Here is a 24,951-nt window from a genome sequence, read left to right on the forward strand (position 1 = left end):
GAGCCGCGTCGCACCTCGGGGCTACGCGCCGGCGCGGGTTGCCGATCAGAAGCTGAAGGCTCCCGATAGACAAACGTTCGAAATCAACTAGATGACGAGGACTTATGCCAGGCCGCGGTAGCTACTCCGTCGCCGAGATCATGCCAAATGGATCGCTGCTAATCGGGTATGCCTTTGCGCGCACCCGAGAGCAGGGCGAGATCTGGAGCCGATGCCGGCCTGCGGAGAAATTGCCGTCCCCGTCAGGAAGGTGCCGGTTCCCTGTTGTTGAACGACGAGGCGCAGGCGGAGTCAGTCAGCGCGCACTGACCTGGGCAGCTATCCGAATATTGACAGGGACTTGCGAGGTAAAGCTGCGAGCCCGCCTTATACGGCGCGAGCGTCTCTACTCCGTCGGTGGCTCCGCCATCATCGAAACGACCCGGGTGTCAGTCAGTCACTTGTATATCCGTCCGGCCCGATGATGACGGGGCGCTGTCCCGGCGCCCATGGATCAAGGCGCAGCATGACCGATTGAAAGAGATCGGAGGCCAGATGGTCTGCCAACCAACGTTTGAGGTGAGGGAGCTGCTGGCCATCGAACCACGAGCGGTCCACCGCGGCGAACTGTCGAACGAAGGGCATGATGGCAGCGTCAGCCAGGCCACGGCTCGGCCCGCAGAGCTGGCCGGAGGCAGCGAGCCGCGCGTCGAGGTCGCGCAGGAACGGGAGAGCTCTGTCACGATGGTCAACGGGGTCGGCGCCATGACGTTCCGGGTATTTGTACCGATCAAGGTCGCGTTTGAAGGAGCTGTCACTGAACGCGACTAGCGAAGGGTCGTCGCGGAGCAGCCAATCCTCGGGATCGCGTCGGTTCAGAGCCCAGCGCATGATGTCCAAGCTTTCGTCGATCACCGTCCCGTTGGCCAATTGGAGGACGGGAACGGTCCCCTTGGGTGAGGCGGACAGCATCGCCGGCGGCTTCTGGGATAACTTGACCTCCCGAAGCTCATGGTGCGTGCCGCTGACTGCCAGGGCGAGGCGGGCGCGCATCGCATAAGGACAGCGCCGGAAGCTGTAGAGGATCGGGCGGATCGGGGCGGGCATGGGCTGGGTGTCGGCTCCTCTTGGTGCGCTGAAACGACGGCAACGAACAGCCGTATCGGATCGCGCTTCTCCTGCGCGGACGGCTTCCTGTGAAGCCGAGCGTGTAGCCTGTTGCGCGGCAGAACGCACCGCAGCCCTCGTCCCTTCGCGCCGAAATCAAGCAGCCGGCGCTGTTTACGGTGGCGGAACTCCTACAACGACGTTTGATATTATGTATGTAAGTGACTGTAAGTAGAGGTGGGGCCTGAAGCAGACACCCGCTGACGATATCAAGCAGCGGGGAGGCAGCCGCTGGTCAATCGGGCATCCGGGGAAGCGTTTGTCTCGTGAGGAACCAGCGGAATGGCTGCTTGGTTGAACAGCTGACCCCACCAGCAAGACGAGGTCGTACCGTGTCGCTGACAGACGCTATCAAAGAGGCAGTTGGCGCAACCCAGGACCCAGTTCCTGAGCGCCTCGCCATGCTCAGCAAGCTGCGCCACGCTCGTGAGGCGTATCAGGAGAACCGCGAGGGAGGCGATCATCCCGGCGGTAACTGGATCACCCCCGGCGAAAACGGAAAGATCGCGTTTGCGCCGACCCGTCCGGATGGCCAGCAGCTCGTCATTGGGGGCCAGTCCGTCACCTTCTGGGAGGCAGATACGCTTGGGCCTATGCTCGATGCCTTCGAGGCCGCCATCAATGCTGGCGAGCTGGACCCGCAACTTACTGGACCAACCCCCGCCGGCCATTCGCTCCCGCTGGAACGACTGGTTCGCGCATCGTCCTCGTAAGGATCGAAGCACCAAGTCGGGTCAGGCGGCCCCGCCTGAGCGGGGGCATCGAGATTCCAGTGCTGGAGCAGCCACGCCCCAGTGATCCGGCTTTCTGACGAAAACCTGCCTCTGCAATGTCAAGCTGCGGATCACGCTGTTCAGATCACAGCAAAACCATAAGCGCTGGCTTGCAGCAGCGCAATAGAGCCAAAGTATAGAAGCTCCCGCCCATACTGGCGTGCGAGAGGCGGATAGTTACATCAAAGCCACAACATTTCGGAATCGCTTGCGGGCGACGTGTTCAACGCAGCGGCATATTGCACTTGCCGCACGTTTAGGAGCAGCTTTGGGCAAAAGAAGGGGCGCGGCTACATAATCACGACAGGGGATCCGAAATGAAGCGATCGTACCTTGCCACCAGCCTTCTTTCCCTCGCCACCGGAATTGCTGTTGTCCCGAGCCACGTCGCTGCCCAGGCTGCGCCTGAGCAGACGCCCGCCGACACCGCGGCACAGGCCGGGGAGGATATCGTGGTCACCGGGTCGCGCATTCGACGCGATCCGCTCGACAACCCTTCGCCGGTGCTCACCGTCGACGACCAGGCGATCGCCAAAACTGGTCTGTCCTCAGTGGCAGACGTGCTTCAGCGTATTCCGTCTTCCTCGGGCGGCCTCAACACAAAATTCAACAACTCCGGCAACCTCGGCAACCCGCCCGACGGCGGGGGCGTCGGCGCGGGTTCGGCGCAGATCGATTTGCGCTATCTCGGTGGCAAACGGACGCTCGTGCTCGTCGACGGCCTGCGCTACGTCAATGGCGCCAGCGCCAGCGGTATTCCCGGCACGGTTGACCTGAATTCCATTCCCGACGTGATGATCGACCGCGTTGAAGTGCTGCAATCCGCCGCTTCCGCGCTCTACGGATCGGACGCGATCGGCGGCGTCGTCAACATCATCACCAAATCCGGCAGAAAGGGCTTTCGCGCGATTGCGCAATACGGCCAGTATCTTGGTGAGAATGACGGCGAGACCCAGAATTACCAGCTGAGCTGGGGCGGGGGCACGGACGCGCTGACACTGGATGTTGGTGCCTATTATACCAAGCAGGATCCGGTGAGCGCCGCGGATCGCTCAATCTCGCAATTCCCCAATCCCGGGCAGACGAGCTGTTCCGATCCGATCGGCGGCTGTTCCAGCTTCACGCCGCTGGGCCGCTTTCTCGTCAACAGGCAGAACCTCACGCTCCGCGGGCCAGTGATCGGGCGAGTGCCGGTATATGATCCGACGTTGGCTGGCGGTGATTTCAAGGCCTTCACCAGCGCGGACCGCTACAATTTCGCGCCGCTCAACTACTTCCTGACGCCCAACGAGCGCTATGGCGGCTTCGCCAACGTTCGCGCCGAATTCTCAGACCTGTTCAACGTTCGCGTTCGAACCATCTGGAATCACCGGGAATCCCAGAACCGCGCCGCGTTCCTGCCGCTGGGGATCGGGCCGGACGTCGGCAATGGCAATCTGCTCGACACGATCTCGGTGGACGCAACGAACCCCTATAATCCGTTCGGCGTGACACTGGTCCCGGGAGACAATTACACCGGCATTTTCCGGCGCCTGATCGAGAATGGCCAACGCACCTATAACCAGACGGTGGACACCTGGTCTGTCACCGGCACGGTCGATGGCCGTTTCGATCTGTTCGGTAAAAACTGGTATTACGACGCCAATGCTTCGTTCGGCTGGAACGACGCGCATCAGTTGTTCACCGGGAACATCAATTCGGCCCGCCTTCAACAGGCGCTGGGCCCGGTCAGCCAGTGCACCGGCCCGTGCGTGCCGTTCAATTTCTTTGGCGGCGTCGGCTCCGTGACGCCGGAGATGCTCGATTTCATCGCCTTTGACGAGCGGTCGCGCAGCCAGCAGCGGCTGTCGAACTTCACTTTCAACGTGTCGGGTGAGTTGTTCGACCTGCCTGGTGGACCGGTCGGCGTCGCTGTCGGCTACGAACATCGTTATCAGCAGGGGAGCTTCACCCCCGACCCGACGATCCAGGCGGGTTTGGGCGCCGACATTCCGGCGCAATTCGCCCAAGGTTCGTTCAAGGTGGACGAGGTGTATGGCGAAATCCGCCTGCCGCTGGTGAAGGACGTGCTGCTTCTCGACTCGCTCGAGCTGTCAGGTGCGGCGCGCTATTCCGATTATTCGACGTTTGGCGGCAACACGACCCTGTCCGGCAGTGTGCTGTGGAAGCCAGTGGCCGACCTGCTGTTGCGCGGCTCCTATGCGGAGAGCTTCCGCGCGGCGACGATCGGGGAGCTTTATGGCGCACAATCGCGCTTCGACGCGGCGCTGAACGATCCCTGCACGAGCGCGGCCGGCGGGTTGTTTCAGAGCAACGCGACTGTACGCACGAACTGCATCGCCAATGGCGTGCCGGCCAACGGCAGCTATGTGGAGCCGCAGGGCGGGCAAATCTCGATCCTGACCGGCGGAAATGCCGACCTGCAGCCCGAGACGGCCAAGACATGGTTGTTTGGCGGCGTGTACAGTCCTGCCTGGGCACGCGAGGGCTTCGCCCGTGCCTTGAGCCTTGAGGTCAATTACTACGACATCAAGGTGGAGGGCGCGATCGCGTCCATACCCGCCGCGGTGCTGCTGGATCGCTGTGCGCAGACGGGGGATGCTCTTTCCTGCGGCGCCGTGGTGCGCACGGCCAGCGGCTTCATCACGTCCATCAACGGGGTGCTGCTGAATACCGGCGGGATCCGCACCCGCGGCATCGACGTGACGTTCAATGTGCGCAGCAGGGAGACCGGAATTGGTTCGTTCGGGCTCTCAGTAACCGGGAACTACCTACTGAAATATGAGGAAATCGTGCCGGCGACAGACGGCTTCACCAGCACCGACTATCGCGGCACGGAGCGCGGCAGCCCCGACCAGGCGTATCCGCACTTCAAGGGCCAAGCGACGCTCGACTGGGATCTGGGTCCGGTCGCGGCGGCGATCACTGGCCGCTACATTGATGACGTCACCGAGACGGTGAGCCCTGGGGTCTTCAACAAGCTGAAGAGCCGCTTCTACGGCGACGTTCAATTAACTTTCCGGCCGAGCTGGATGGAAAACAGGCTTGGGCTGACACTGGGCGTCAACAATGTGTTCGACACCGACCCGCCGGCCTGTTTCTCATGCAGCCTCAACAATTACGATCCGACCACGTATGACGTGCCGGGACGGTTCGGTTACGTCCGCCTGAGCTACGGCTTCTGAAGGGCAGCCCGGCGAGACAGGGCGAATGCTCGTCCCGCCGGGCGATCAGGGGAGCTGGCGAAGCCGCGGCCGGAGACACCGAAACTTTTCATGCGACCGCCGCCGCCGCCCGACCTGGGCTGTTCACACACGGCAGCATGACGGCGAAGCGTTGCGCTTAACATAACACTTATTATCGATTGTGCGGCGCCGCTCCAGTTTGTTCGTGCGACTTCTCCCCCGCGCAACGAGGCCGTCAGGCGGGACGCTGGCCCATTCTCTCGCCGAGGCGCACCGGCCGCTCCGGCGTCCAGTCTTCATTGAAGGTGATCGTGTTGCGTTTGAACAGCATCACCACCGTGGAGCCGAGCAGGAACCGGCCCATTTCCTCGCCCTGTCGCAGGACAATATCCTGGTCTGCATAAGTCCATTCGTTGATGACGCCGGTACGCTTCGGGTTGACCACGCCGTGCCAGACGGTGGCCATGCTGCCGACGATGGTGGCCCCGACCAGCACCATCACGAACGTGCCATGTTCGGGGGAGTCGAACACGCAGACGATGCGCTCGTTGCGGGCAAACAGATTTGGCACGCCCCGCGCAGTGACCGGGTTCACAGAGAATAGCGCACCCGGGACGTAGATCATGCGCGTCAGCCTGCCGTCACACGGCATGTGGAGGCGGTGGTAATCCTTGGGTGACAGGTAAAGATTGGCGAAGCTGCCATGCCGGAACTCGGCGGCAAGGGCTGCGTCGCCGCCGACCAGCTCGGTCGTGGTGAAACGGTGGTGCTTCGCCTGCAGGATGTGGTGATCGTCAATCGCGCCGAGCTGGCTGATCGCGCCATCAACCGGGGAAACGAAATCAGCGGCCGCCAAGGGGCGAGCGCCCGGCTTGAGCGGGCGGCCGAAGAAGTCGTTGAAGCTCTTGTAACTCGCGAGGTCCGGGTTCGCCGCCTCGCTCATGTCGACACCATATTTGCGCACGAACCAGCGGATCAGCAGGGTCGTCAGTGCCCCTCCCCGCGCGCCCGCGACGCGGCCGGCGGCAATGGTCAGCTTCTGTTTCGGCAGCAGATTTTGCAGGAGGACATTCAGGCGATCGGTCATTGGATTCCTATACGGCGCCTTTGCGCGAACCGCGAACCGCAAGATCGCCCCTGCGGACGAAGTGCGCCGCGTCAGCGATCTTGGCTGCGACCGTGCTTTGCCTGTAGCTGCTGGCGGAACTTAACATGCTGCTCCTCCGCCTCCGCCCAGCTGCGGTGCCGGAAGGTGCTAGCATTGCGGTACCCGTCAAAAACCATCGTCTCGAAGACTTCCGGCGGGCCTTCCTTGTCATGGTCGTGATCGAGCCCGATGAACATGGTCCTCACCGAAATGCCCGGCGCGACCTGCGTCTCGGCAACCATGCGGCCTGCGAAATCGCGAAACATGGAAGCCCATTCCTCTCGCGAGCAGGGAACCGCATTCTTACAGGCATCAAGACGGAAGTGCTTCATGGTCCTTGGTCATGGTCGGTCGTTCGCGCGGCCCTTACCACCTTGGCGCGCGATTTCAGCAGCCTGTGCGTTGCGAGGGGTCTAACCAGAAGCAATGCCAACCGTTGCACCGGCATGGGCGCCGCAGCTCGAGATCGTCGCCGTGCACGGCACCCACACTCGGGTCCAAACGGTCCGACGGTCTCCCGCCGCGCGTTTCTCCCCTATGTCGCCGCCCGACAAACATGGTAAGAACGGGTGCCCATGAGGCTCGAGTCGGTACGACCGCCGCAAGGGCGTGACCCTCTCACGACGTGGATGGGTGTATGGTCGCCTCCCCTATCTTGCCGCCGTCGCGTGATGACGTCCATCTGACTCACCGCGAGCTCCAGGTACTGGCCGGAGTGTGTGCAGGGCAGTCGTCCAAGCAGATCGCCTGCGACATGGGGCTGAGGCCGCATACGGTGGAAAGCTATATCGGCCATATGAAGATGAAGCTCGCCGCACATAATCGTTGCCACATGGTGGCCATCGCCGTCGCGCGCGGTATCTGTGGCGACGGCGATGGAAGAGGTTGCTAGCGGCTCCTTGGGTTCAGAGCAGGCAGTCTACCGGTCCAACACCTGAACCTGTGCCGGCGTGCTCACAGGATCGTGATACCAGCTGTTGCGCTTGATCCGCTCGGCATCGTTCAGGGCGATGCGGCGGTCCCAGGTATCGTTCGCAAACAGGACGATCGCTTCGTAGCGGGTTTCCGGCGTGAACCCGGTCGGGAGTGGGTGAAGCGAGGCCATGGAGCGGACGGCACGCAGCGCAGCCCGATCAACCGCAGGCCGGCCGGAGCTCTTGAGCAGCGTGACCTTGCTGGGGCGGCCATCTTCCGAGCAGTTGAACTTGATACGGACCGCGCCCTCCGACAGCTGGTCATAGACTCCTGTGGGTGCGACCATCTGACGCTGAAGCTCCGTCTGCATGCGTTGGGTCCACTCTGCCAGCGTCACCCGGGTGTTGGGATCGGTGTGGTGCTGCATCCCGGCAGTCTGCGCGATTACGGCGCCGGGCAGTAAGGTTGCGGTCGCGGCGACAAGGCTCGCGATGATGTTCCTAGGCATGATGAACGGTTTCCAATCGCTGGAAAATGCGAGGCAACTCGCAGCGATTGTTATAACCGGGGGCGGTCTTCATTATCAGTGACGTGAACGCCATGATGGTTTTGCCATGGTATTCTTGTTACTGAAGACTGCGCCAGCGAACCCAATGCGGTCCCGCCGCCCTAAGCGTCGATTATCGCAGTCCGCGTTCCACCCGCACCGAACAAGGCCGTAACCATTCCGCCAGCCGGCTCAGCCCCGATCAATCCCTTGAACTCGAAGCGGGATCGATCGTTCGCTGGCGTCGAATCGGCCCGCATCAAAGGCGTTGTGCTTTCCTGGTTCGAGGATGCGCTTGACTGTCACCTAGATGCTAGTCGCGCGGCGCGAGGATCTCGAGCAGTCTCGGCCGGGCGCCATCACAGGCTTCCAGATGCGGATAGCGATGGCCGTGCGTGCAGCGGATCTCCACCGCTTTCTCGCGGGCGCCCGCCTGCACTTTCAATCGCACGCGTCCGTCCGGGCCTTTCGCCATTGCCACTGCGTCCCGCAGCGCCCTAGCTGAGAACGGCTCGCCCTCCACTTCCAGCATCGTCATGCCCACCGTAAGCGCCGCATCGAACGCCGGCCCTTCCCAAAGGACCTCCTCCAGCCGGCCCTGTTCATCAACCACAAGGCCAAGCGAAAACATCAGGTTGACGTTCCCGGCGACCTTTTCGGCGTTGGCAAGATAATCGCTGGGGTTTTCGCGATAGACCAGCCGGAAACCGCCGCGCTCGATCCCCTGCAGCGGGGCGTCCTGGTGCTTGCGTTCGATCTTGTCGCGCAGGAACCCCGACCAGTCAAAGGGCGCCAGGCTCTGGAGCGCCGCCACCACATCGTCGAAGCGGTAGGTGTTTGTCGTCGCGCTGCCCGGCTGCTCCGCGGCGAAGAAGGTGCAAGCGAAATCATCGAGCGAGCGCGTGTCGCCCGAAAGCTCCCGGATGCGCGTGTCGACATCGAGCCAGACGAGCGAGCCTTCGGAATAATAGTCCTCGCTACGCTGCCAACTCGGCCAGGGGAGCTGGGCGCGTGCGGCGATGATCGGGTCCCGGGTGGTATCGCTCATCGGCCGCCACCTGCTACCGGCGCGCACCTCGTGCGTGGCTGCGGTCAACGCGATCGCCTGCATCGCCACATCGGCAGACCAGAGGCCGGAGCGCGCGCACAGCACGCGATCCCAATATTGGGTCTGCCCCTCATAGACCCACATCAGGCTGTTGCGGATCGGACGATCGAAGCTGGGCGTCCAGCTATCGTCTCCGCGCCGGTGCTTGCCGTTCCAGCTGTGGATGAATTCGTGCGGAACAGAGTCGCGCCGGGAGAAGGTATTCTCCCATTCGCTGAAATAGGTTGGCAGCGTCACCACCTCGCAGGATCGGTGATGCTCCACGCCGATGCTGCCGAGCTCGTCGCTGAGCGCGAGCAGCACTTCGTAGCGGTCAAAGGCGGGAGGGCCGAACAGCTTTTCCGCCTGTGTGACGACCATCTTGTGGGGCGCAACCTTCTCGGGGGTGAGCGCTATCAGATCTGGTCTGTCGGCGAAGATGTTGAGGTGGACTTGCGCTGCGTCGTCCAGCGCCAACCGCTCCATGAAACGGCCCGCGAATACTGGCGAGTCCACCAGCACGTCCAGCGGTACCGTCTCGTACCGAACGGTTGAGTCCTCCGCACCGACCGCCGCAAGTGCGCACGCCTGCTGCCATCCGTCGGGAAGCGTCAGGTGCGCGTCGAACAGGATCTGCCGCGCATAATGGCCGGCGGGATAAAGAAGCACGCCGTTCCATTGGACGCTCAACATCTCGGCCCCGACAACGACGCGGCCCTGCGCGTCGTCGGTGGGTGACAAGAACTGAAAGTGGACCTCCAGCTCCTTCACGCCGGCAGGCACATCCACATGAAAGGCGTGAACTTTCACGGGATGGCGTTTCCACGACAGCTCCTGTTCGCCGGCCTTGATCGTCAGACCGGCAAACAGCTCGATCGACGCCTGCGGCGCGTGATAGCCCGGCAGCCATTCGGGAAACAGCAGGGTGAGGATGCCCGGCTGCACAACCGGAATGACTTCCCGCACGCGAAGGATTCGGCGATCCACATCGCGGGCGTCGACATGGAGGGCGATGCACCCGGGGAACGGCACGTCTTCAGGCGCCGGCACGGGGATTTCCCCGGCCGCGGACTCAGGCTCGGTCATAAGGGGGCTTTCAGGAGATCTGGTGGGCGAGCTCTGCCAGCAGGATCCGCGCCACCAGAGCTTCGCCCTCATCACGAACGTCGAGATGCGAGCGCAGCTGGCACGGCTGCTTGGGTGCTTGTTGGCGGATCATGCTGCAGCCGATGCGATTGGCCTCCGCCATCGCGGCGCCGAGGTCCGGGAACTCATGCCGGCAGTTCTGGATGGCGCGGCTGTTTCCGGGCGTACAGAGGTGGAAGGAGAAGGACGGCATGTCGTTGAAATACTTGCCGACCTTCTTGGTTTCCGCCCCTAGATCGAGGTTAGTACGATTTGCGATTCCCGGCGCCTGACGCGCCGGGACTTCGGCGCTCCGCTCGCGACGCGCGATCGCCGTGCGGCGCCTATGTGAAGGTATTCTTCGTCGACAACGGGGTAGATGTTGGCCTGCATCGGCGGCTTGATCGGGAACGCAGCTGTGCATCCGAAGCCGACTTCTTTGCAGACGCTGCTGTATTCTTTCTCATTTGAGCGGACGGTGGGACGAACCCGCAGCATGTCGCTTCGACTTCAACGCTTCGACGTTACTCTCATGACGCGCCCGATCTATTGGGTAGAATACCAGCATTGCGCATCCGATCGCCCAAAGACCGAAAGAGACGGGAACATAGTGAATGATGAGGCTGTCGAGCATCGCATCGCTCACCTGGTCGATCTTCACCTTGGCCGGGAAGCTTGCCCAGGTCAGGATAACCCCGTTGACGGCGAGGCCGATCGCGGTGGAGCATTGCTGCATGAAGCTCGCCGCCGCGAAAAACGTGCCGGCTTCGTAGCGCCCGGTGCGAACCGCACTGTCTTCCACCACGTCCGCCAGCATCGAGGAGGTGTTGATCAGCGAGATCGCGACCATCGCGCCGTAGATGGCTCCGATCGCAAAAAGCGTCGGGAGCAAGCGCGGATCGCCGCGCGCAAAGAACAGGTCGAGATAGGCGAGAACGAGTGGCGACAGACTTAGGGCGACACCGGCCAATGCGAAGAGCATCGAACTGGTCCGCTTGCCAAGTCGCCGCGACATCACCGGTGCGAGCGGCGCCGCCAGCGAAGCGGCCACCACGCTGTCGAGCGTCAACAGCGCCAGCTGTGCGGATGTCAGGCCGAATAGATAGGTGTTGAAGTACAGCGCAGTGGCCGCATAGAGCCCGATCGCAGTGAACTTGAAGACGCCAAAGCCGAAGATCGCCAGAAAGGCACGGTTGCGAAAGGCGGTGAACATCTCGCGGAAATGAGTCTTCGCTGGGATGCGCCCTGCCCGGCTTTCCGCTTGCCGCAGATAGGGGATCCGCTCGTGGGTGCCGAGCCCGCACGCCAGCATCGAGAAGAGGATCATCCCGCCGCCGAGCCATGCGAAACCGACGTAGCTGTCAGGGTTCAACTGACCGCGCGGAAACTCCGGCGTGGCGGCGAAAAACACCAGCAAAGCGATCGCACTGAACCCATATTGCCCCATGTAGAGGAACCAATAGCGGAGCGAGAACAGACGGGTCCGCTCGCCATAATCGTCGGTGAGTTCCGCCGTCATTGCTTGTGTGTTGATCTCGAACGCACTGATCGAGACCCGCGTAAGCATGGCGGTCACGAACACCCACATGCCGATCTGGACCGGGGAAAGCCCGTTCGGCGGCATCCAGACCAGGACGAAGAAGAGGGCCGTTGGAACGGCGGATACATAGATAAACGGGTGCCGGCGCCCCCAGCGGGTGCGCGTGATGTCCGACCAGCGGCCGAGGAATGGATCGGCGATCGCGTCGATCACCAGCGTCAGCGCAAGTGCCGCGGCAACAATCGCTGCGGGAACGCCGACCACCTGATTGTAGAAGAACATCAGATAGGCGGAAAACGAGACGTTCTTTACGCCATTGGCAATTGCCCCCACCCCGTAGCTGACGCGCAGCAAGCGACTGAGCGGCGGCGCAGTCTCCATCGCAGCTCCGGGCGCAAGCGGTGGCGCGCGATCGTTCGCCACTGATTGCTCGATCGTTCTCGAGGCCATGATTAGGGCATCCTGACTGGGGCGGCTCGGCCGCGCTGTGGTTGCTGGGGTGCTGAGGCGTGCTTGCCTGCAAGCGCCGGTACGGCGCGCGGGTGCGAGTGCCAGCCGCAGCTGCAATGGCGCGGCAATCGCACATGAAGAGGCAAAGGCCCGGTCACGCCCGAACCGACGCCAAGCCGGCCTGCGGCAAGGCAGCGTTGGCCTCCACGAGCCTGATCGCTTCAACGCGGCAAGCGAGGATGACGTGCGGTCCTATGCCGGTGGTCGTTTCGACATGGCATTCGAGCGTAGCCGCCGCGTCGACCAGTGTTGGCAGGCCAGCCTCTGACATTCCCCATTCGCCGGCCGCAAACAGCTGATCTTCATCCGCATCTGCATGTTCGCGCTGGTTGGCGGCGAGTGCTGTCCGATCGTCACCAAGAATGTTGAGGGCCAGCGCGCGGGAGCGCATGATCGCAGAATAGATCTGATGCCGCCGGTCGACAGACACCATGATGGGTGCGGGATCTGCCGCGAGGATCTGCCCGGTTGTGAGCACCACGGCATGACGTCGCCCGCGCCAAGCGGCCGTCAAAACCATTCCCGCCCGGGCAAAGCGCGAAACCGCGGCCGCGAAGACTTCGGCATGGATCACGCGGCGAACCATTGCGGTGAGGACCCGCGCGTTGCGCGGCCAACAGCTGGCCGTTCAGATGGCACGGTCATGATCCTGCCAGTACCGTTGACGGACCTGGGCGCGCAGCACCTTGCCTGCGACCGACTCAGGGATGGTAGCTACGAAGTCGATCCGGCGAGGCGCCTTGTAATGGGCAATGCGAGCGCGGGCGAAGTCGATCAATTCGCGTTCCAGCTCCGCGGACCGCTGATATCCCGGCGCCAGTGAGACCACGCCCCTCACCGCCTCTCCCCATTCGAGGTCGGGCACGCCGACCGTGCAACTCTGTGCCACCGCCGGGTGAAGCATCAGGACGTTGTCGACTTCCTGGGGATAGATGTTGACCCCGCCCGAGATGATCGTTTCCGCCGAGCGGCCGGTGAGGAACAGATAGCCCTCATCATCGACGTAGCCGATGTCGCCGATGCTGAAGTACGCGCCGCTGAATACTTCGCCATTCTTGTCCGGCGCATTATGGTAGCGCGCTGTTTGCGCCGTATTTGGGAAGCAGACCCGCCCAGGTGTCCCCGTGGGACACGGCACGCCATCATCATCCACGATCGCCACACCCGATGTGTCGGGCAACTTGCCGACGCTGCCCGGTTTGCGCAGCCATTCGGCAGATGTGATGTTGATGCGGGTCGCGATTTCGGTCGCGGCGTAATATTCCCAGAGGATCGGGCCCAGCCAATCTATCATCGCCCGCTTCACCGCTGGCGGCGTCGGTGCGGCGCAATGGATGACCATGCGCAGGCTCGACAGGTCGTAGCGTCGGCGAATTTCGTCCGGCAGCGCCAGCAGTCGCTGAAACATGGTTGCGACCATGTGCGTGTGGGTAACGCGGTGCCGCTCGATCAATTGGAGCGCCTGTTCGGGATCGAACCGCTCCATCATCACGATGGCGGCACCCGACGACAACGGAAACAGCAGGTCGAAGGCCATTGGCCCGCCGTGATAGGCTGGCCCGCAGAGCAGGTTCACGTCGCCGTCGCGATAGTCGAACGTCGACCCTTCGCGCAGTGGCATCATGGGCGGGCCTGCGGGCTTGGTGACGCCTTTGGGCCGGCCAGTGGTACCCGACGTGTAGAGCATCGTGCGCCCCGGCGTGGCGTCTGCCGGATCGTCGGCGGAGTGGTCGCAGAGCGCCGGGCCGTAAGGGAGAAAGCCGGGGCTTAAGCCGTCGATTGCCAGCCGACAGCGCACCGCCGACAGGTCGATCGATGCCAGGCTTTTGGCGAAGGCCGCGTCGGCATCGATCGCCTCGGCTTCGCAATCCGCGACGATATAGGCGATCTCTTCCGATGCGAGATGCCAGTTGATCGGGACGAAGCGCAATCCGCCGCGCTGGCAGGCGAGCATCGCTTCGATGAACTGCGGGATATTGCCGCAAAGCGCTGCCACGCTGTCTCCGACACAAAGGCCGGATTGCCGGAAGACGCCAAGCAGCCGGTTCGCATTGGCGTTGAGTTCGCCAAAGGTCCTGTTGCCACGCGGGGAGTGGATCGCGGTCAGCTCAGGCTGGCGATGCGCCCAACAAGAGAAGAGCAAACCCCGCCCGGCGAGGGGGAGGAAGGCGTCGGGGTTGATGGAAGGGAGGGAGGCAGGGGATTGCGGTGTCGCCTGTTCGCCTGTCTGCCGCATGACCTCTCCCCCCTTCAGCGCTTTTACGCCTTGATAGGCGCACCAATACGATAATGGCGTTTGCTTGGCAATCGGGTGCTTGGGGATCAAGTCGAGCGACTTACGGGGCGTTGTGGGCTTCAGAAGCCTTGCCTCATGCATAAAACAAATTGACGCACGCACTACTCACAGGCACGAGAGCTCGTGAGTATCGCGATAGCGAGCCGATTGATTAGGAGGAGGACCCCGATGGGATTTGGTTTTCAACAGCGCGCCGCGCTGACGGCCTCGGCCGCTTTGGCGGCAGTTCTGGCCTCGCCGGGCGCTGCAGCGGAAACCTTTGGCCTGGTATCGGCCGCGGCGAAGAGCGCGGCGGAGTCGATTGGCCACATCGATGTCGCGGCCGTCCATACGACCAGCGCGCCGGACCTTCAGCCAGTGGCGGAGCGTGCGCCCCTCACCACGGAGGGCGCCGGGAGCGCGACGGGCGCAACCGATCCCGCAGAGCCGGCGGCAGCCCAGGCAGGGACGGCGCCGGAGCTTCAATCGGGCGGCGGCGCGCCGACGACGGCGGGCGGTGACATCATCGTCACTGCGTCACGCCGGGCGGAGCGCCTGAACGACGTGCCGATCGCGGTATCCGCAACCTCGGGCGAGCAGCTCGACCGTCAGAACATCGTCAACCTGCAAAGCCTGAAGACGATCGACCCCAGCCTGAACTTCCGCGTCAGCACCGGGGCGGGCTCCTCTGCCTTCGCGATCCGCGGGATCGGCACGTCCAGCTTCTCGACCGGCATCGAGCAGAGCGTGTCGACGGTGGTGGACGGCGTGGTGTTCGGCGATCCCTCGGCGCTGCAATCGCTGACCGACGTGGAGCGGATCGAGATCCTGCGCGGTCCGCAGGGCATGTTGTTCGGCAAGAACGCATCGTCCGGCGTGGTGGCAATCTACACCCACAAGCCGCGGTTCGACAAAGTGGAGGCGCAGGCGCGCGTTTCGCTTGGCGAAAACAACGAGCGGATCATTCAAGGCATCCTGAACGCGCCGATCACCGACAATCTCGCGGTGCGCCTGACCGCGGTTCACAACCATCTGGACGGCTGGGTGTACAGCCCCGTGTTGAAGGAAGACCTGAACCCGATCGACAACAATGGCTTCTCGGGCAAGTTGCTGTGGGAGCCGTCGAGCGACGTGTCGCTGCTGCTGTCGGGCGACTATAACTTCACTGACAAATTCTGCTGCCAGCAAGTGCTGCGCACCGTGCCCTGGGCGGGCAGCGCTGCGGCGATCGTCAATGCGAAATACGGCATCGAGGCAGGGCCGAAGAATTTCAAGAACGCAGTCGATGCGCGGGGCGACGGATTTGGCCGCGCCGGCGGCCTGTCGCTGACATCCGACGTGGGCCTGGGCGATTATGGCTGGACGACGATCCTTGCCTATCGAAAGAGCCACAAGCGCAATTTCTACGACGCCGACTTCATCGATTATAACTATGTGAACAGCAACGGCGGCGACACCAGGAACCAGAATTTCAGCGCCGAAACCCGGATCACCTCCCCCACCGGCAACTTTGTCGATTTCGTCGCCGGGCTTTATTATTACTGGTCCAAGAACGACGGCATTATCGGCTCGACCGGGTATTTTCCAAATTCGCCGGCGCTGGCACCCACCACCCTGCCCGCCAACGCGGTGCGGCAGACGAGCGCGAGCCGATCCGTCGTGACGAACAACAATTACGCCGCTTTCGGGCAGGCAAACCTGCACCTTACCGACCGGATCGAGCTGCAGCTGGGCGGACGCTATACGGTTGACCGGCTGAACCTGCAGTTCCGTTCGGGTTCGTTCCTCGATCCCAGCCTGCCGCTCCGCTTCGGCTATCCGGCGACCGGGATCCCGTCGACTGGTTATATCGGCTTCGACGGTCCTTATGTGACGCCGTGCGTACGCGAAGCGGCCCGGCCCGCCTATCCGAACTGCTTCGATGCGATCCGCCAATCGAACGATGCGGAAAACTTCTCCTACCGCGCCACGCTGAAGGCGGATGTGACGTCCAACGTCATGGTCTATGGCACATGGTCACGCGGGTATAAGGGGCCTGGCTTCAGCGGCCTTTCGATCCTGCCCACCAACATCATCAACGGCACCGCGGATCAGCGGATCGCGCCGGAAATCCCCTATTCGCTGGAAGTCGGCGCCAAGGGCGACCTGTTCGATCGCCGTATTTCGTTCAACATCGCGGCCTTCCGCACGCGCTACGAGAATTTCCAGGCGCAGGTCACGACGCCGCAGAACGGGCAGTTCGTGTCGCGCATTGCAAATGCCGGCGAAGTGTTCGTTCGGGGCGTCGAGTTCGCCATCACCACCCGTCCGGCGCCCGACGTGTTCTTCGATTTCGGTGGCACGTATCTGAAGGCGAAGTTCGGCAACTTCCCGGGCGTATCCTGCTACACGCTCTATACCCCGACGCCGACCAACCCGACGGCCACCACGCCGCAGCCCGGATGCGTCGGCGGGCTCGTCAACGTGCGCGGCAACCGCGTCGATAACGCCCCCAAGTTCCAATATTATGCGCGCACCGGCTGGGAGCCGAAGGCGCTGTTCGGCAACTTCACCGGCTTCGTGAACGCGGACTGGTCCTACCGGACGAGCGTCTATTATTCAGCGAACAACAATCCGCTCACCTTCCAGGAAGGTTATGGATTGCTGGGCGGGCAGATCGGCGTTGGTGCGGACGACAACAGCTGGCGCGTCTCGATCTACGGTAGCAACATCCTGAACAAGGTGTGGGCGGCGAACCTCAGCCCCTCCCCCACCCCGGCGATCAACCCCAGCGGTTCCATCCAGTTCTTCAGCCCGGATTCCTTCCGTCACGTCGGCCTGAAGCTGGAAGGTCGCTTCTGAGAACAGGCGAAGATCGCCTGAGGACGTGCGACTTCATTGCGATGCGCGGCGCGGTGTGACACCAGTTCACCATGCGCCGCGCCGATCATGCCAGCAGTATCACCCGCGCATCCTTGCTGGAGCGGGTATGGAATGACCCACTCGCCCGGGTAGCGGGCGAGGTAGGGATGAGCGCCAACGGCCTTGCCAAGCTGTGCGACCGGCTCGACATCCCGCGGCCCAAGCGCAGTTACTGGCTGCTCCCGCCGGAGGAGCGCGCCGCGCTGCGGCCCGCGCTGCCGCCCGCCCCAGCGGGGGTGGATGAGGAAATCATCCTGAGCGAGCGGCCACAGCCGCGCCGCGAACGCACGCGCCTGTCGCTTGATGATCGCCGGGCGCAATTGCTGAATGCCGCGGCCCTGATCGTGGTCGCCGAAGGGCCGCAGGAAGTGACGATGAAGCGCCTGGCGCGTGAAGTCGGGATCAGCGAGGCGCAGGCGCATAATTGCTTTGCCAAGCGGATCGACCTGCTCGTCGAGCTGACCCGCCGCGAAGTGGCGCAGGTGGAGGCGAGCCGTCGGGGGGCGGTGTCCCGCGGATCGAACCCGCTGACGCGCGTGGTGTTGTCCACGATCAACTATCTGCACGATGCGCAGGCGCGTGGCCCCCTGCTCCAGGCATTGCTGACGGTGCCCGGCGTGCGTGCGGCGCTGCGCGAGGAACGCGCCACCATGGCGCGCGCGGCACGCCAGCCAGTGCTGGATTCGATGGTGGCGCGCTACGGGATCTCCGAAGCGCGTGCGATGGGCACGAATGCGGTGCTGACGGCGATCTGCCTTCGGGCAGGCGGCCTGCTCGCCGCGGGCAAGATCAGCTTTGCCACCGCCGAGCGCCTGTGCCTGCCGATCGTGATCGCCGGCGCGCGCAGCAACGCGCCCGCTTCCCAGCCGGATTACGGCTGAGAATGCGGCCTGTCGGCTCGGACCGGCGGCGCGGGGGCGGGGCGCAGTGAATCGATGCTGGCCGCCATCAGCCGCTCGTTGAGCTCCAGGCCATCGTCCAGCGAGAGCGTGCCTTCATAGACCAGCCGGCCAGCGTCGCCCGGGATCACCGCCAGCAATTGCACCAGCGTCAGCGCTTCGTTCGTGCCCATCGCCAATTCCCTGGCGGCCATGGTGGCGAGGCGGCGCAGGATCGCAGCGCGAAACGGGCGGGCCCGGCCGGAAAGCTGCCGCGCCACCGGCTTTTCGCGCAGCACGATCTCGAGCGCCATGCCATGCGCCGCGACATGGCGCAGGTAGATCTCGCCCGCTTTGGCGCAGCGTTGCGTCAGCGTTCCCTGCGATACGGCGGTCTCGAGCCCGGCGGTGCACAGCAACTCGACATGACGATCCAGCACGGCATCCAGCAGCTGAAATTGATCGTCGAAATAGGCATAGACCAGCGCGCGGCTCGCCCCCGCGGCGGTGCCGATATCCCTCATGGAGAAGTTCGCGGTGCGGCCGGCGTTGAGGCTCGCGTCGACGATGTCGAGCATCTCCGCCACGCGATCCGAGGCCTTCTTGCGGGGTGCCCGCGCTTCCTCGCGCGAGCTGCCGGTCGGATTGGTCATCTGTAAGCCCTGAAGAGGCGGTAAGCCATGCAGGGTGACGCTTTCGGTGACAAGGGTTCAGCGCTGGCGACTCCTGACTGACGCTCTAGTTATATCGAGAGGGGCGCGGCCGCGGGCCGTTTCCTTGTGCCCTGCACCCGGTGTGCGGAGCGGCCACCACAAGCCGTCCAACGTTCCGCCCTTGCGCAAAGAACACGGGCTGAACAGGGCGAGATTAGATTTGACTCGCGCACCATAACGATTCCATATTCGTGCGGCAGCGATCGTGAGCACATCGTTTTTGCGACTGCTGACCTGACGCGAGAAGAGGATTTGCCATGACCTATTCGAAAGGCCGCATCATTCACGATGCCGACGCCCACACGATGGAAACCAACGAGTGGCTCGCGCCCTATCTGGACGATGATCTGAAGGAGCAGCTGGGCCAGCTGTACGGCACGCCGGACCCGGGCAAGCGGATCCTCAGCATCATCGACGACGCCCGTCAGCGCAAGATCAACGCCGAAAAGGATGCCGCCGCGCGCGAGAACATCATTTCGGGGGCCAAGGGCTGGGGCGGTTATGGCGCCTTTGACAAGGAAGAACGGGTGAAGGCGCTCGACTGGCTTGGCTTCAAGAGCCAGCTGGTTTTCCCGACCTATGGCCTTGGGCTGGTCAAGCGCGCCAAGGATACGGCCAGCCTGTACAAGGCGGTTCATGCGCTGAATCAGGCGCAGGCGGATTTCTGCAGCGCGGACAAGCGCATGATCTTTGTTGCGTTCACCCCGCTCGATGATCCGGCGCTCGCGCTCGACATTCTCGACAAGGCGATCGCGCTGGGCGCTGGCGCCGTCATGGTCGGCTCCAACCCGCCGGGCAACGAACGCTCGCCCGGCCACCCGGATTTCGACCCGTTCTGGCAAAAGCTCACCGACCACGACTTGCCGTTCGTGATCCACATCGGCCCGGGCACGATGAAGCAGCCGACGGCCTATCACAACAATGGCCGCCAACGGGCGCCCGACCTCCACGGCGGTGGCGAGAACCTGCGCTTCCCGGATTATCTGACGCTTTGGTATGCGCCCCAGATGTTCCTTACCGCGATGGTCTATGACGGCGTGTTCCAGCGCCACCCGACGCTGCGCGGCGCAGTGCTGGAGGCAGGCGCTGGCTGGATGCCCGATTTCCTGCGCCAGCTGGACCATGGCTACAAGTCGTTCAAGAAGACCGACCCGAGCCTGCAGCAGATGGACCTGTCACCGTCGGAATATATCCGCCGCGCGATCAAGGTTTCGCCCTTCCCCGATGAGGATGTCGGCATCATGATCAAGGATGCAGGGCCGGAGCTGTTCCTGTTCACGTCCGACTATCCGCATCCCGAAGGGACGCGCGATCCGATCGGCAAGTTCGAGAAGTCGATGGGCGACCTCGATGAGGATGCGAAGGATCATTTCTACCGCCGCAATTACGAAGCCCTGATGGGCTGGGACAAGGCGGAGGCAGCCGCGGTCGCCGCGGAATGATCCGGACGGCCTGACATGCGCCGGCCGAGCGAAGTGCGCTCGGCCGGCGTTTCGCGCCCGGCCCGCTTCTGCGGCACCAGCGCACGCCCGACGCGTTGACGGCAGGCAATAATGCGGAGAGGTCACATGCCAGCCGAGCCAGCGGCCCGCGCACCATGCCCGCGTCGAGCGCATGGCACCCCTGCGATGTGCCGCGAAGGACCGGGTCGTGGCTGACTTCCTGAAGGCGCGCCGCCGCATGGTGGATGTGCAGATCGCGCGGCGCGGTATCCGCGACGCAGCGGTGCTGGAGGCGCTGCGCACCGTTCCGCGGGAGCGCTTCGTGCCCGAGCGGCTGGTCGAGTTCGCCTATGAGGATTCGCCCCTGCCGATCGAAGCGGATCAGACCATTTCCCAGCCCTATGTCGTGGCGGCGATGGCCGAGGCGGCGGAGATCGGCCCGGAGGACCGCGTGCTCGAGGTGGGCGGCGGCTCCGGCTATGCGGCGGCAGTGCTGGGCGAGATCGCGGCCGAGGTCATTTCCATCGAGTGCCGCAGCGAACTCGCCGCCTTGGCCAGGCAGCGGATGGCGGAGCTTGGCTATGCCAATGTCAGCATCCGCGAAGGCGATGGCACGCTCGGCGCGCCTGATGACGCGCCATTTGATGCAATCCTGGTGGCCGCAGGCAGCCCCGACATTCCGGCGGCGCTTCGGGATCAACTGGCGATCGGCGGCCGGCTGATCATCCCGGTCGGCCCGCCGGATCAGCAATCCTTGTGCAAGCTGACGCGCACCAGCGATGGCATCGAGCGGCAGGACCTGGGCGCGGTGAGCTTCGTGCCGCTGGTCGGCCAGCAGGGCTGGCAGGAGGACGGCAGCCGGGCCGCGAGCAACCACCGCCCGGGCGCCGCGCGCAAGCAAAGCCTGCCCGAACTGATCGCCGACGCTGCCGAGCCGCTTCCCGATTTCGATGATCCTGCCTTTGGCCGGCTGTTCGATCGCTTTGCCGACCGCCGCGTCGTCCTGCTCGGCGAGGCAAGCCACGGCACCAGCGAGTTCTACCAGGCGCGGGCCGCGATCACCCGTCACCTGATCGAGCATCATGGCTTCACCATTGTCGCTGTCGAAGCCGACTGGCCAGACGCAGCGACGGTGGATCGCTATGTCCGTCATCGCGAGCCGCGCAGCGGCGCCGAAAAGCCGTTTCAGCGCTTCCCCACCTGGATGTGGCGCAACACCGACATTCAGGCGCTGATCCACTGGTTGCACGATCACAATGCCGCCATTCCGCAGATGGAGCGACGCGCGGGCTTCTACGGCCTAGACATCTACAACATGTCCGGATCGATCGAGGCAGTGCTCGACTATCTCGACCGGGTCGATCCGGAGGCGGCCGGGATCGCGCGCGAACGCTATGGTTGCCTGACGCCGTGGCAGAACGATCCCGCGACCTACGGCCGGGCGACCCTGAACCGCGGCTATGCGCAATGTGAGCAGGTCGTGATCGACCAATGCCGCGAATTGCTCCGCAAGCAGCTAGATTATGCCGGCGGCGACGGAGACGCGTTTCTCGATGCGGCGCAAAACGCCCGGCTGATCGCGTCGGCCGAGCGATATTATCGCATCATGTATTATGGCGGCGCGGAAAGCTGGAACCTGCGTGACACTCACATGTTCGAGACGCTCCGCAACCTTCTGGAGGCGCGCGGGCCAGATGCGAAAGCGGTCGTCTGGGCCCACAACAGCCATATCGGCGATGCGCGCCACACTGACATGGGCCTGATGCGCGACGAGCTCAACATCGGTCAGCTCTGCCGCGAGGAATGGGGAAAGCAGGTCGCGCTCGTCGGTCTCGGCACGCACACCGGCACCGTCGCGGCCGCCACCGACTGGGATGGCGACATGGAGGTCAAGCGCGTCAACCCGTCCCGCCGCGACAGTTACGAGCGGCTGTTCCACGACAGCGGCCAAGGCCGGTTCCTGCTCGATCTCTCCCCTGGCCGGCACGAGGCACTGCGACGCGCGCTGACGGAGTCGCGGCTGGAGCGCTTCATAGGCGTCATCTACCGGCCCGATACCGAACTCTGGAGCCATTACAGCCAGGCGGTGCTGCCCGAGCAGTTCGACGCTTATCTGTGGTTCGACGAAACCAAGGCGGTGACGCCGCTGGGGCCGGAGCATCACCGCGGGATGCCGGAAACCTATCCGTTCGGCGAATAACCGTGCCGTGGTTTCCGCCGACAAGGCGCGCTTGGGATCAGCCGGCGAAAGCCTGCGCCACTTCGGCGAGGAGGCGGTCTTCCTGTTCCTCGTAGCGCGGCGAAAAGTGAAAGGGCTCCAGTCGGCGGGCGCCGCATTCGCGCCCGATCTCACCGGCCGCCGTGGTGGTCAGATGGGCCCGCGCGGCGGCACGGGCGGCATCCTCCGATGCGAAGCTGGCCTCGATGAAGAGCAGGTCGGCCTCGCGACACAGGGACGCGATTGCCCGGCGATTGGCGGGCGTGTCGGCAACATCGGTGACATACCCGATCTTCTGCCCGCGCTCGACGCTGACTAGCGAGCGTAACTGGCCGAGCGGGGCGGCCGTGCCGTTCGGCAGATCAATCGCGGTATCGTCGGGAAGGTTCTCGCGAACGGCGGCCTTAAGATCCTTGAGCCATGCACCAACCGTGAGGCCCGCTTCCTCCACGCGATTGCGCCACACGTTGACGTGGCACGCCTCCTCCAGCGCGAAGCCGAGGCACGGTCCATGATGTTGCAGGATCGCGGCGCGCAGGCGCCAGTGGGGGCCTTCGAGCATGATGCCGTCGCTTGTTGTGCTTTCGCCCCGGGGTTCGGGTGCGAAGCCGGTGGAGAAGCGGAAATGGGTTTCCGCGGTCGTGCCCGGCGCCACCAGTTCCCGCACGGTGAACAGCAGTTCGGTGTCGTAGCGCCCGACGAGATCCCAGGTATAGCCGGCCAGCTTGTGACCGATGCATTCGGCAAGACCGGCCGGCCCGACAAGATCGATCTGCGCGGCCCGGCCGACGTTGACCCGCAACAAGGTGTCGAACCCGATCAGATGGTCCATGTGCATGTGCGACACGCCGACGGCGCGTACGCGCAGCAAGTCGCGCGCGCTCAGCGCGGACAGGTCGCCAAGGTCGAACAGCACGGCGCCGCGCTCATGCGCGACTTCGACGAACACGGCGGGATCGCCGAAGCGGTCATTTACCAGCGATGGCCGTAGCGATGGGGTCATGCGCGCGATGCCATGCAAGAGGTTGTTGCCGGGCGCGTGACTTCAGCCAGGTCTTCGCCGTCGCCGGCATAGGCAAACCCCAAATGGTGCGTCAACGTTCCCGATGGTGTGGCGCGCGACGCGTGGAAGCTGAACGGCGGCGCCGGATCAACAGTCGGTCGCGCCCTGCGGCGTCCCGACCGGATGCGCGCTGCGGCCCCTCTCCAGCCCTTCGCCTCGCCTCACGACGACCGTCGTTCTGTTGTGAACCGACGCGCCCGTTCTGGGTTGAAGGCGCAGGGACATGCCGCCCGATCCCGGAGCCGCATTCCAGCCGCGCCTGAAGGAGCTACCCCATGAAAGCAGTCGTCTTCCACGCCATTGGTGATATTCGCGTCGAGGACGTGCCCGAGCCCCAGGTCGAAGCGCCGACCGATGCGATCGTTCGGCTGACCGCCAGCGCAATCTGCGGCACCGACCTGCATTTCGTGCGGGGCACCTTCTCCGGCGTCGAAAAGGGCCAGATCCTTGGCCATGAAGGCGTTGGCATCGTCGAAAGCGTCGGCGGACAAGTGACGACGATCAAGGTCGGGCAGCGGGTGATCATCCCTTCCACGATCGGCTGCGGCCATTGCCAGTTCTGCGACAACGGCTTTTTTGCGCAGTGTGACAATGCCAATCCCGGCGGAAAGCTGGCCGGTACGTCCTTCTTCGGGGGCCCGGCCGCCGCTGGCGGTTACAAGGGCCTTCAGGCGGAGAAGGCACGAGTGCCCTGGGCGGATACCAACCTGGTGCCGATCCCCGACGAGATCGACGACGACACCGCTTTGTTGATGAGCGACATCCTGCCGACCGCCTGGTTCGGCGCCGACCTCGCCGAGATCGAGGAAGGCGACCATGTGGTGGTGTTCGGTTGCGGCCCGGTCGGCCAGCTCGTGATTGCTTCGGCCAGGCTGATGGGTGGCAAGGTGATCGCGGTGGACCGCCTGCCCGATCGCCTGGCGATGGCGAAGCGACAGGGAGCCGAGACGATCAACTTCGACGAGGTCGAGCCAGTGGAGGCCATTCGCAAGCTGACCAATGGCGATGGCGCGCGGCGGATCATCGACGCGGTCGGCGTCGATGCAGAGCATGCCCATGGCGGACCCGCCAAGCCCGGCCTGATCGGCAAGGTGGCCGATGCCGTCGAGCAGCGGCTGATCGAACCTACCGCCAGGACGCTGGGCAAGCACTTCATCGCCGGCAACAGCCCCAATCAGGTGCTGAACTGGGCGGTTGAGGCAGTCGCCAAAGGCGGGACGCTGGCGATCATCGGCGTTTATCCGCCGACCGACACCCATTTCCCGATCGGGCAGGCGATGAACAAGAACCTGACGCTTCGCATGGGGAATGCGAACCATCGCCGTTATTATGACGTGCTGATCGACCACGTGCGCTCCGGCCGGCTCGATCCGGCCAAGATCCTGACCGAAGTCGAGCCGATGACCGGGGCGATCGAGGCCTACAAGGCATTCGACGAGCGGCAGCCCGGCTGGATCAAGGTGAAGCTGGAGCCGTCCGCCTGACC

At 63.9% G+C, this 24,951-nt stretch carries 19 protein-coding genes; 8 read left to right on the top strand and 11 right to left on the bottom strand.

What is annotated here, in order from left to right:
* Nucleotides 1-432 precede the first annotated feature (432 nt).
* Nucleotides 433-1,086: a glutathione S-transferase gene (locus LK535_RS12695; RefSeq protein WP_227772292.1), complete on the bottom strand. Its 654-nt coding sequence runs from the start codon at nt 1,084-1,086 to the stop codon at nt 433-435.
* A 461-nt stretch (nt 1,087-1,547) separates the two neighbouring features.
* On the opposite strand from LK535_RS12695, the gene LK535_RS12700 reads away from it, so the two are divergent.
* Both LK535_RS12700 and LK535_RS12705 read left to right on the top strand, forming a co-directional pair.
* On the top strand, nt 1,548-1,859 hold the full coding sequence (locus tag LK535_RS12700; protein ID WP_227772293.1) for a hypothetical protein: 312 nt from the start codon (nt 1,548-1,550) through the stop codon (nt 1,857-1,859).
* 377 nt (nt 1,860-2,236) lie between these two features.
* Nucleotides 2,237-5,104, top strand: coding sequence for a TonB-dependent receptor domain-containing protein (locus LK535_RS12705; protein ID WP_227772294.1), 2,868 nt, complete (start codon nt 2,237-2,239; stop codon nt 5,102-5,104).
* 235 nt (nt 5,105-5,339) lie between these two features.
* On the opposite strand, the gene asd is transcribed toward LK535_RS12705, so the two are convergent.
* A complete protein-coding gene (gene asd / locus LK535_RS12710) occupies nt 5,340-6,191 on the bottom strand; it encodes an archaetidylserine decarboxylase (RefSeq protein ID WP_227772295.1) in 852 nt (283 codons plus the stop codon).
* 71 nt (nt 6,192-6,262) lie between these two features.
* On the bottom strand, nt 6,263-6,517 hold the full coding sequence (locus LK535_RS12715) for a hypothetical protein (RefSeq protein WP_227772296.1): 255 nt from the start codon (nt 6,515-6,517) through the stop codon (nt 6,263-6,265).
* A gap of 371 nt (nt 6,518-6,888) precedes the next feature.
* On the opposite strand from LK535_RS12715, the gene LK535_RS17005 reads away from it, so the two are divergent.
* Nucleotides 6,889-7,143, top strand: a complete 255-nt coding sequence (locus LK535_RS17005; RefSeq protein WP_227772297.1) for a helix-turn-helix domain-containing protein — start codon at nt 6,889-6,891, stop codon at nt 7,141-7,143.
* A 27-nt stretch (nt 7,144-7,170) separates the two neighbouring features.
* On the opposite strand, the gene LK535_RS12725 is transcribed toward LK535_RS17005, so the two are convergent.
* The 6 genes from LK535_RS12725 to LK535_RS12750 form a co-directional block, all read right to left on the bottom strand.
* On the bottom strand, nt 7,171-7,674 hold the full coding sequence (locus LK535_RS12725; RefSeq protein ID WP_227772298.1) for an energy transducer TonB: 504 nt from the start codon (nt 7,672-7,674) through the stop codon (nt 7,171-7,173).
* A 352-nt stretch (nt 7,675-8,026) separates the two neighbouring features.
* Entirely contained in the window at nt 8,027-9,886 is a 1,860-nt protein-coding gene (locus LK535_RS12730; RefSeq protein ID WP_227772299.1) for a M61 family metallopeptidase, read from the bottom strand.
* 10 nt (nt 9,887-9,896) lie between these two features.
* Nucleotides 9,897-10,349 carry a DUF6894 family protein gene (locus LK535_RS12735; protein ID WP_227772300.1) on the bottom strand — a complete coding sequence of 151 codons (453 nt, stop codon included), beginning with the start codon at nt 10,347-10,349 and terminating at the stop codon, nt 9,897-9,899.
* A gap of 39 nt (nt 10,350-10,388) precedes the next feature.
* Entirely contained in the window at nt 10,389-11,915 is a 1,527-nt protein-coding gene (locus LK535_RS12740) for an MFS transporter (RefSeq protein WP_227772301.1), read from the bottom strand.
* Between the two features lie 154 nt (nt 11,916-12,069).
* Nucleotides 12,070-12,549, bottom strand: a complete 480-nt coding sequence (locus tag LK535_RS12745; protein ID WP_227772302.1) for a flavin reductase family protein — start codon at nt 12,547-12,549, stop codon at nt 12,070-12,072.
* Nucleotides 12,550-12,603: 54 nt separating this feature from the next.
* The gene (locus tag LK535_RS12750; protein ID WP_227772303.1) at nt 12,604-14,211 is read right to left on the bottom strand and encodes an AMP-binding protein; all 1,608 of its coding nucleotides are present in this window, start codon (nt 14,209-14,211) and stop codon (nt 12,604-12,606) included.
* Nucleotides 14,212-14,439: 228 nt separating this feature from the next.
* Between LK535_RS12750 and LK535_RS12755 the strand changes: the two genes are divergently transcribed.
* Entirely contained in the window at nt 14,440-17,091 is a 2,652-nt protein-coding gene (locus LK535_RS12755; RefSeq protein ID WP_227772304.1) for a TonB-dependent receptor, read from the top strand.
* Nucleotides 17,092-17,162: 71 nt separating this feature from the next.
* Nucleotides 17,163-18,032: a TetR/AcrR family transcriptional regulator gene (locus tag LK535_RS12760; protein ID WP_227772305.1), complete on the top strand. Its 870-nt coding sequence runs from the start codon at nt 17,163-17,165 to the stop codon at nt 18,030-18,032.
* Here LK535_RS12760 and LK535_RS12765 read toward each other — a convergent pair.
* Nucleotides 18,023-18,682, bottom strand: a complete 660-nt coding sequence (locus tag LK535_RS12765; protein WP_227772306.1) for a TetR/AcrR family transcriptional regulator — start codon at nt 18,680-18,682, stop codon at nt 18,023-18,025. The genes LK535_RS12760 and LK535_RS12765 overlap by 10 nt on opposite strands.
* Before the next feature lie 317 nt (nt 18,683-18,999).
* On the opposite strand from LK535_RS12765, the gene LK535_RS12770 reads away from it, so the two are divergent.
* Entirely contained in the window at nt 19,000-20,184 is a 1,185-nt protein-coding gene (locus LK535_RS12770) for an amidohydrolase family protein (RefSeq protein WP_227772307.1), read from the top strand.
* Between the two features lie 208 nt (nt 20,185-20,392).
* On the top strand, nt 20,393-22,384 hold the full coding sequence (locus LK535_RS12775; RefSeq protein WP_227772308.1) for a protein-L-isoaspartate(D-aspartate) O-methyltransferase: 1,992 nt from the start codon (nt 20,393-20,395) through the stop codon (nt 22,382-22,384).
* Between the two features lie 37 nt (nt 22,385-22,421).
* Here LK535_RS12775 and LK535_RS12780 read toward each other — a convergent pair whose 3' ends face one another.
* The gene (locus tag LK535_RS12780) at nt 22,422-23,405 is read right to left on the bottom strand and encodes a ribonuclease Z (protein WP_227772309.1); all 984 of its coding nucleotides are present in this window, start codon (nt 23,403-23,405) and stop codon (nt 22,422-22,424) included.
* 335 nt (nt 23,406-23,740) lie between these two features.
* Between LK535_RS12780 and LK535_RS12785 the strand changes: the two genes are divergently transcribed.
* On the top strand, nt 23,741-24,949 hold the full coding sequence (locus LK535_RS12785) for a zinc-dependent alcohol dehydrogenase (protein ID WP_227772310.1): 1,209 nt from the start codon (nt 23,741-23,743) through the stop codon (nt 24,947-24,949).
* Nucleotides 24,950-24,951: the final 2 nt, after the last annotated feature.

Origin of the sequence: Sphingomonas sp. IC4-52, from assembly GCF_020707225.1 — a bacterium.
Classification (GTDB): domain Bacteria; phylum Pseudomonadota; class Alphaproteobacteria; order Sphingomonadales; family Sphingomonadaceae; genus Sphingomonas.

Coding starts and splice junctions, on each gene's coding strand:
- LK535_RS12785 (WP_227772310.1), top strand. CDS start 23,741: ATGAAAGCAGTCGTCTTCCACGCCATTGGTGATATTCGCGTCGAGGAC.
- LK535_RS12780 (WP_227772309.1), bottom strand. CDS start 23,405: ATGACCCCATCGCTACGGCCATCGCTGGTAAATGACCGCTTCGGCGAT.
- LK535_RS12750 (WP_227772303.1), bottom strand. CDS start 14,211: ATGCGGCAGACAGGCGAACAGGCGACACCGCAATCCCCTGCCTCCCTC.
- LK535_RS12705 (WP_227772294.1), top strand. CDS start 2,237: ATGAAGCGATCGTACCTTGCCACCAGCCTTCTTTCCCTCGCCACCGGA.
- LK535_RS12760 (WP_227772305.1), top strand. CDS start 17,163: ATGCGCCGCGCCGATCATGCCAGCAGTATCACCCGCGCATCCTTGCTG.
- LK535_RS12765 (WP_227772306.1), bottom strand. CDS start 18,682: ATGACCAATCCGACCGGCAGCTCGCGCGAGGAAGCGCGGGCACCCCGC.
- asd (WP_227772295.1), bottom strand. CDS start 6,191: ATGACCGATCGCCTGAATGTCCTCCTGCAAAATCTGCTGCCGAAACAG.
- LK535_RS12755 (WP_227772304.1), top strand. CDS start 14,440: ATGGGATTTGGTTTTCAACAGCGCGCCGCGCTGACGGCCTCGGCCGCT.
- LK535_RS12700 (WP_227772293.1), top strand. CDS start 1,548: ATGCTCAGCAAGCTGCGCCACGCTCGTGAGGCGTATCAGGAGAACCGC.
- LK535_RS12740 (WP_227772301.1), bottom strand. CDS start 11,915: ATGGCCTCGAGAACGATCGAGCAATCAGTGGCGAACGATCGCGCGCCA.
- LK535_RS12715 (WP_227772296.1), bottom strand. CDS start 6,517: ATGTTTCGCGATTTCGCAGGCCGCATGGTTGCCGAGACGCAGGTCGCG.
- LK535_RS12695 (WP_227772292.1), bottom strand. CDS start 1,086: ATGCCCGCCCCGATCCGCCCGATCCTCTACAGCTTCCGGCGCTGTCCT.
- LK535_RS12770 (WP_227772307.1), top strand. CDS start 19,000: ATGACCTATTCGAAAGGCCGCATCATTCACGATGCCGACGCCCACACG.
- LK535_RS12730 (WP_227772299.1), bottom strand. CDS start 9,886: ATGACCGAGCCTGAGTCCGCGGCCGGGGAAATCCCCGTGCCGGCGCCT.
- LK535_RS12735 (WP_227772300.1), bottom strand. CDS start 10,349: ATGCACAGCTGCGTTCCCGATCAAGCCGCCGATGCAGGCCAACATCTA.
- LK535_RS12725 (WP_227772298.1), bottom strand. CDS start 7,674: ATGCCTAGGAACATCATCGCGAGCCTTGTCGCCGCGACCGCAACCTTA.
- LK535_RS17005 (WP_227772297.1), top strand. CDS start 6,889: ATGGTCGCCTCCCCTATCTTGCCGCCGTCGCGTGATGACGTCCATCTG.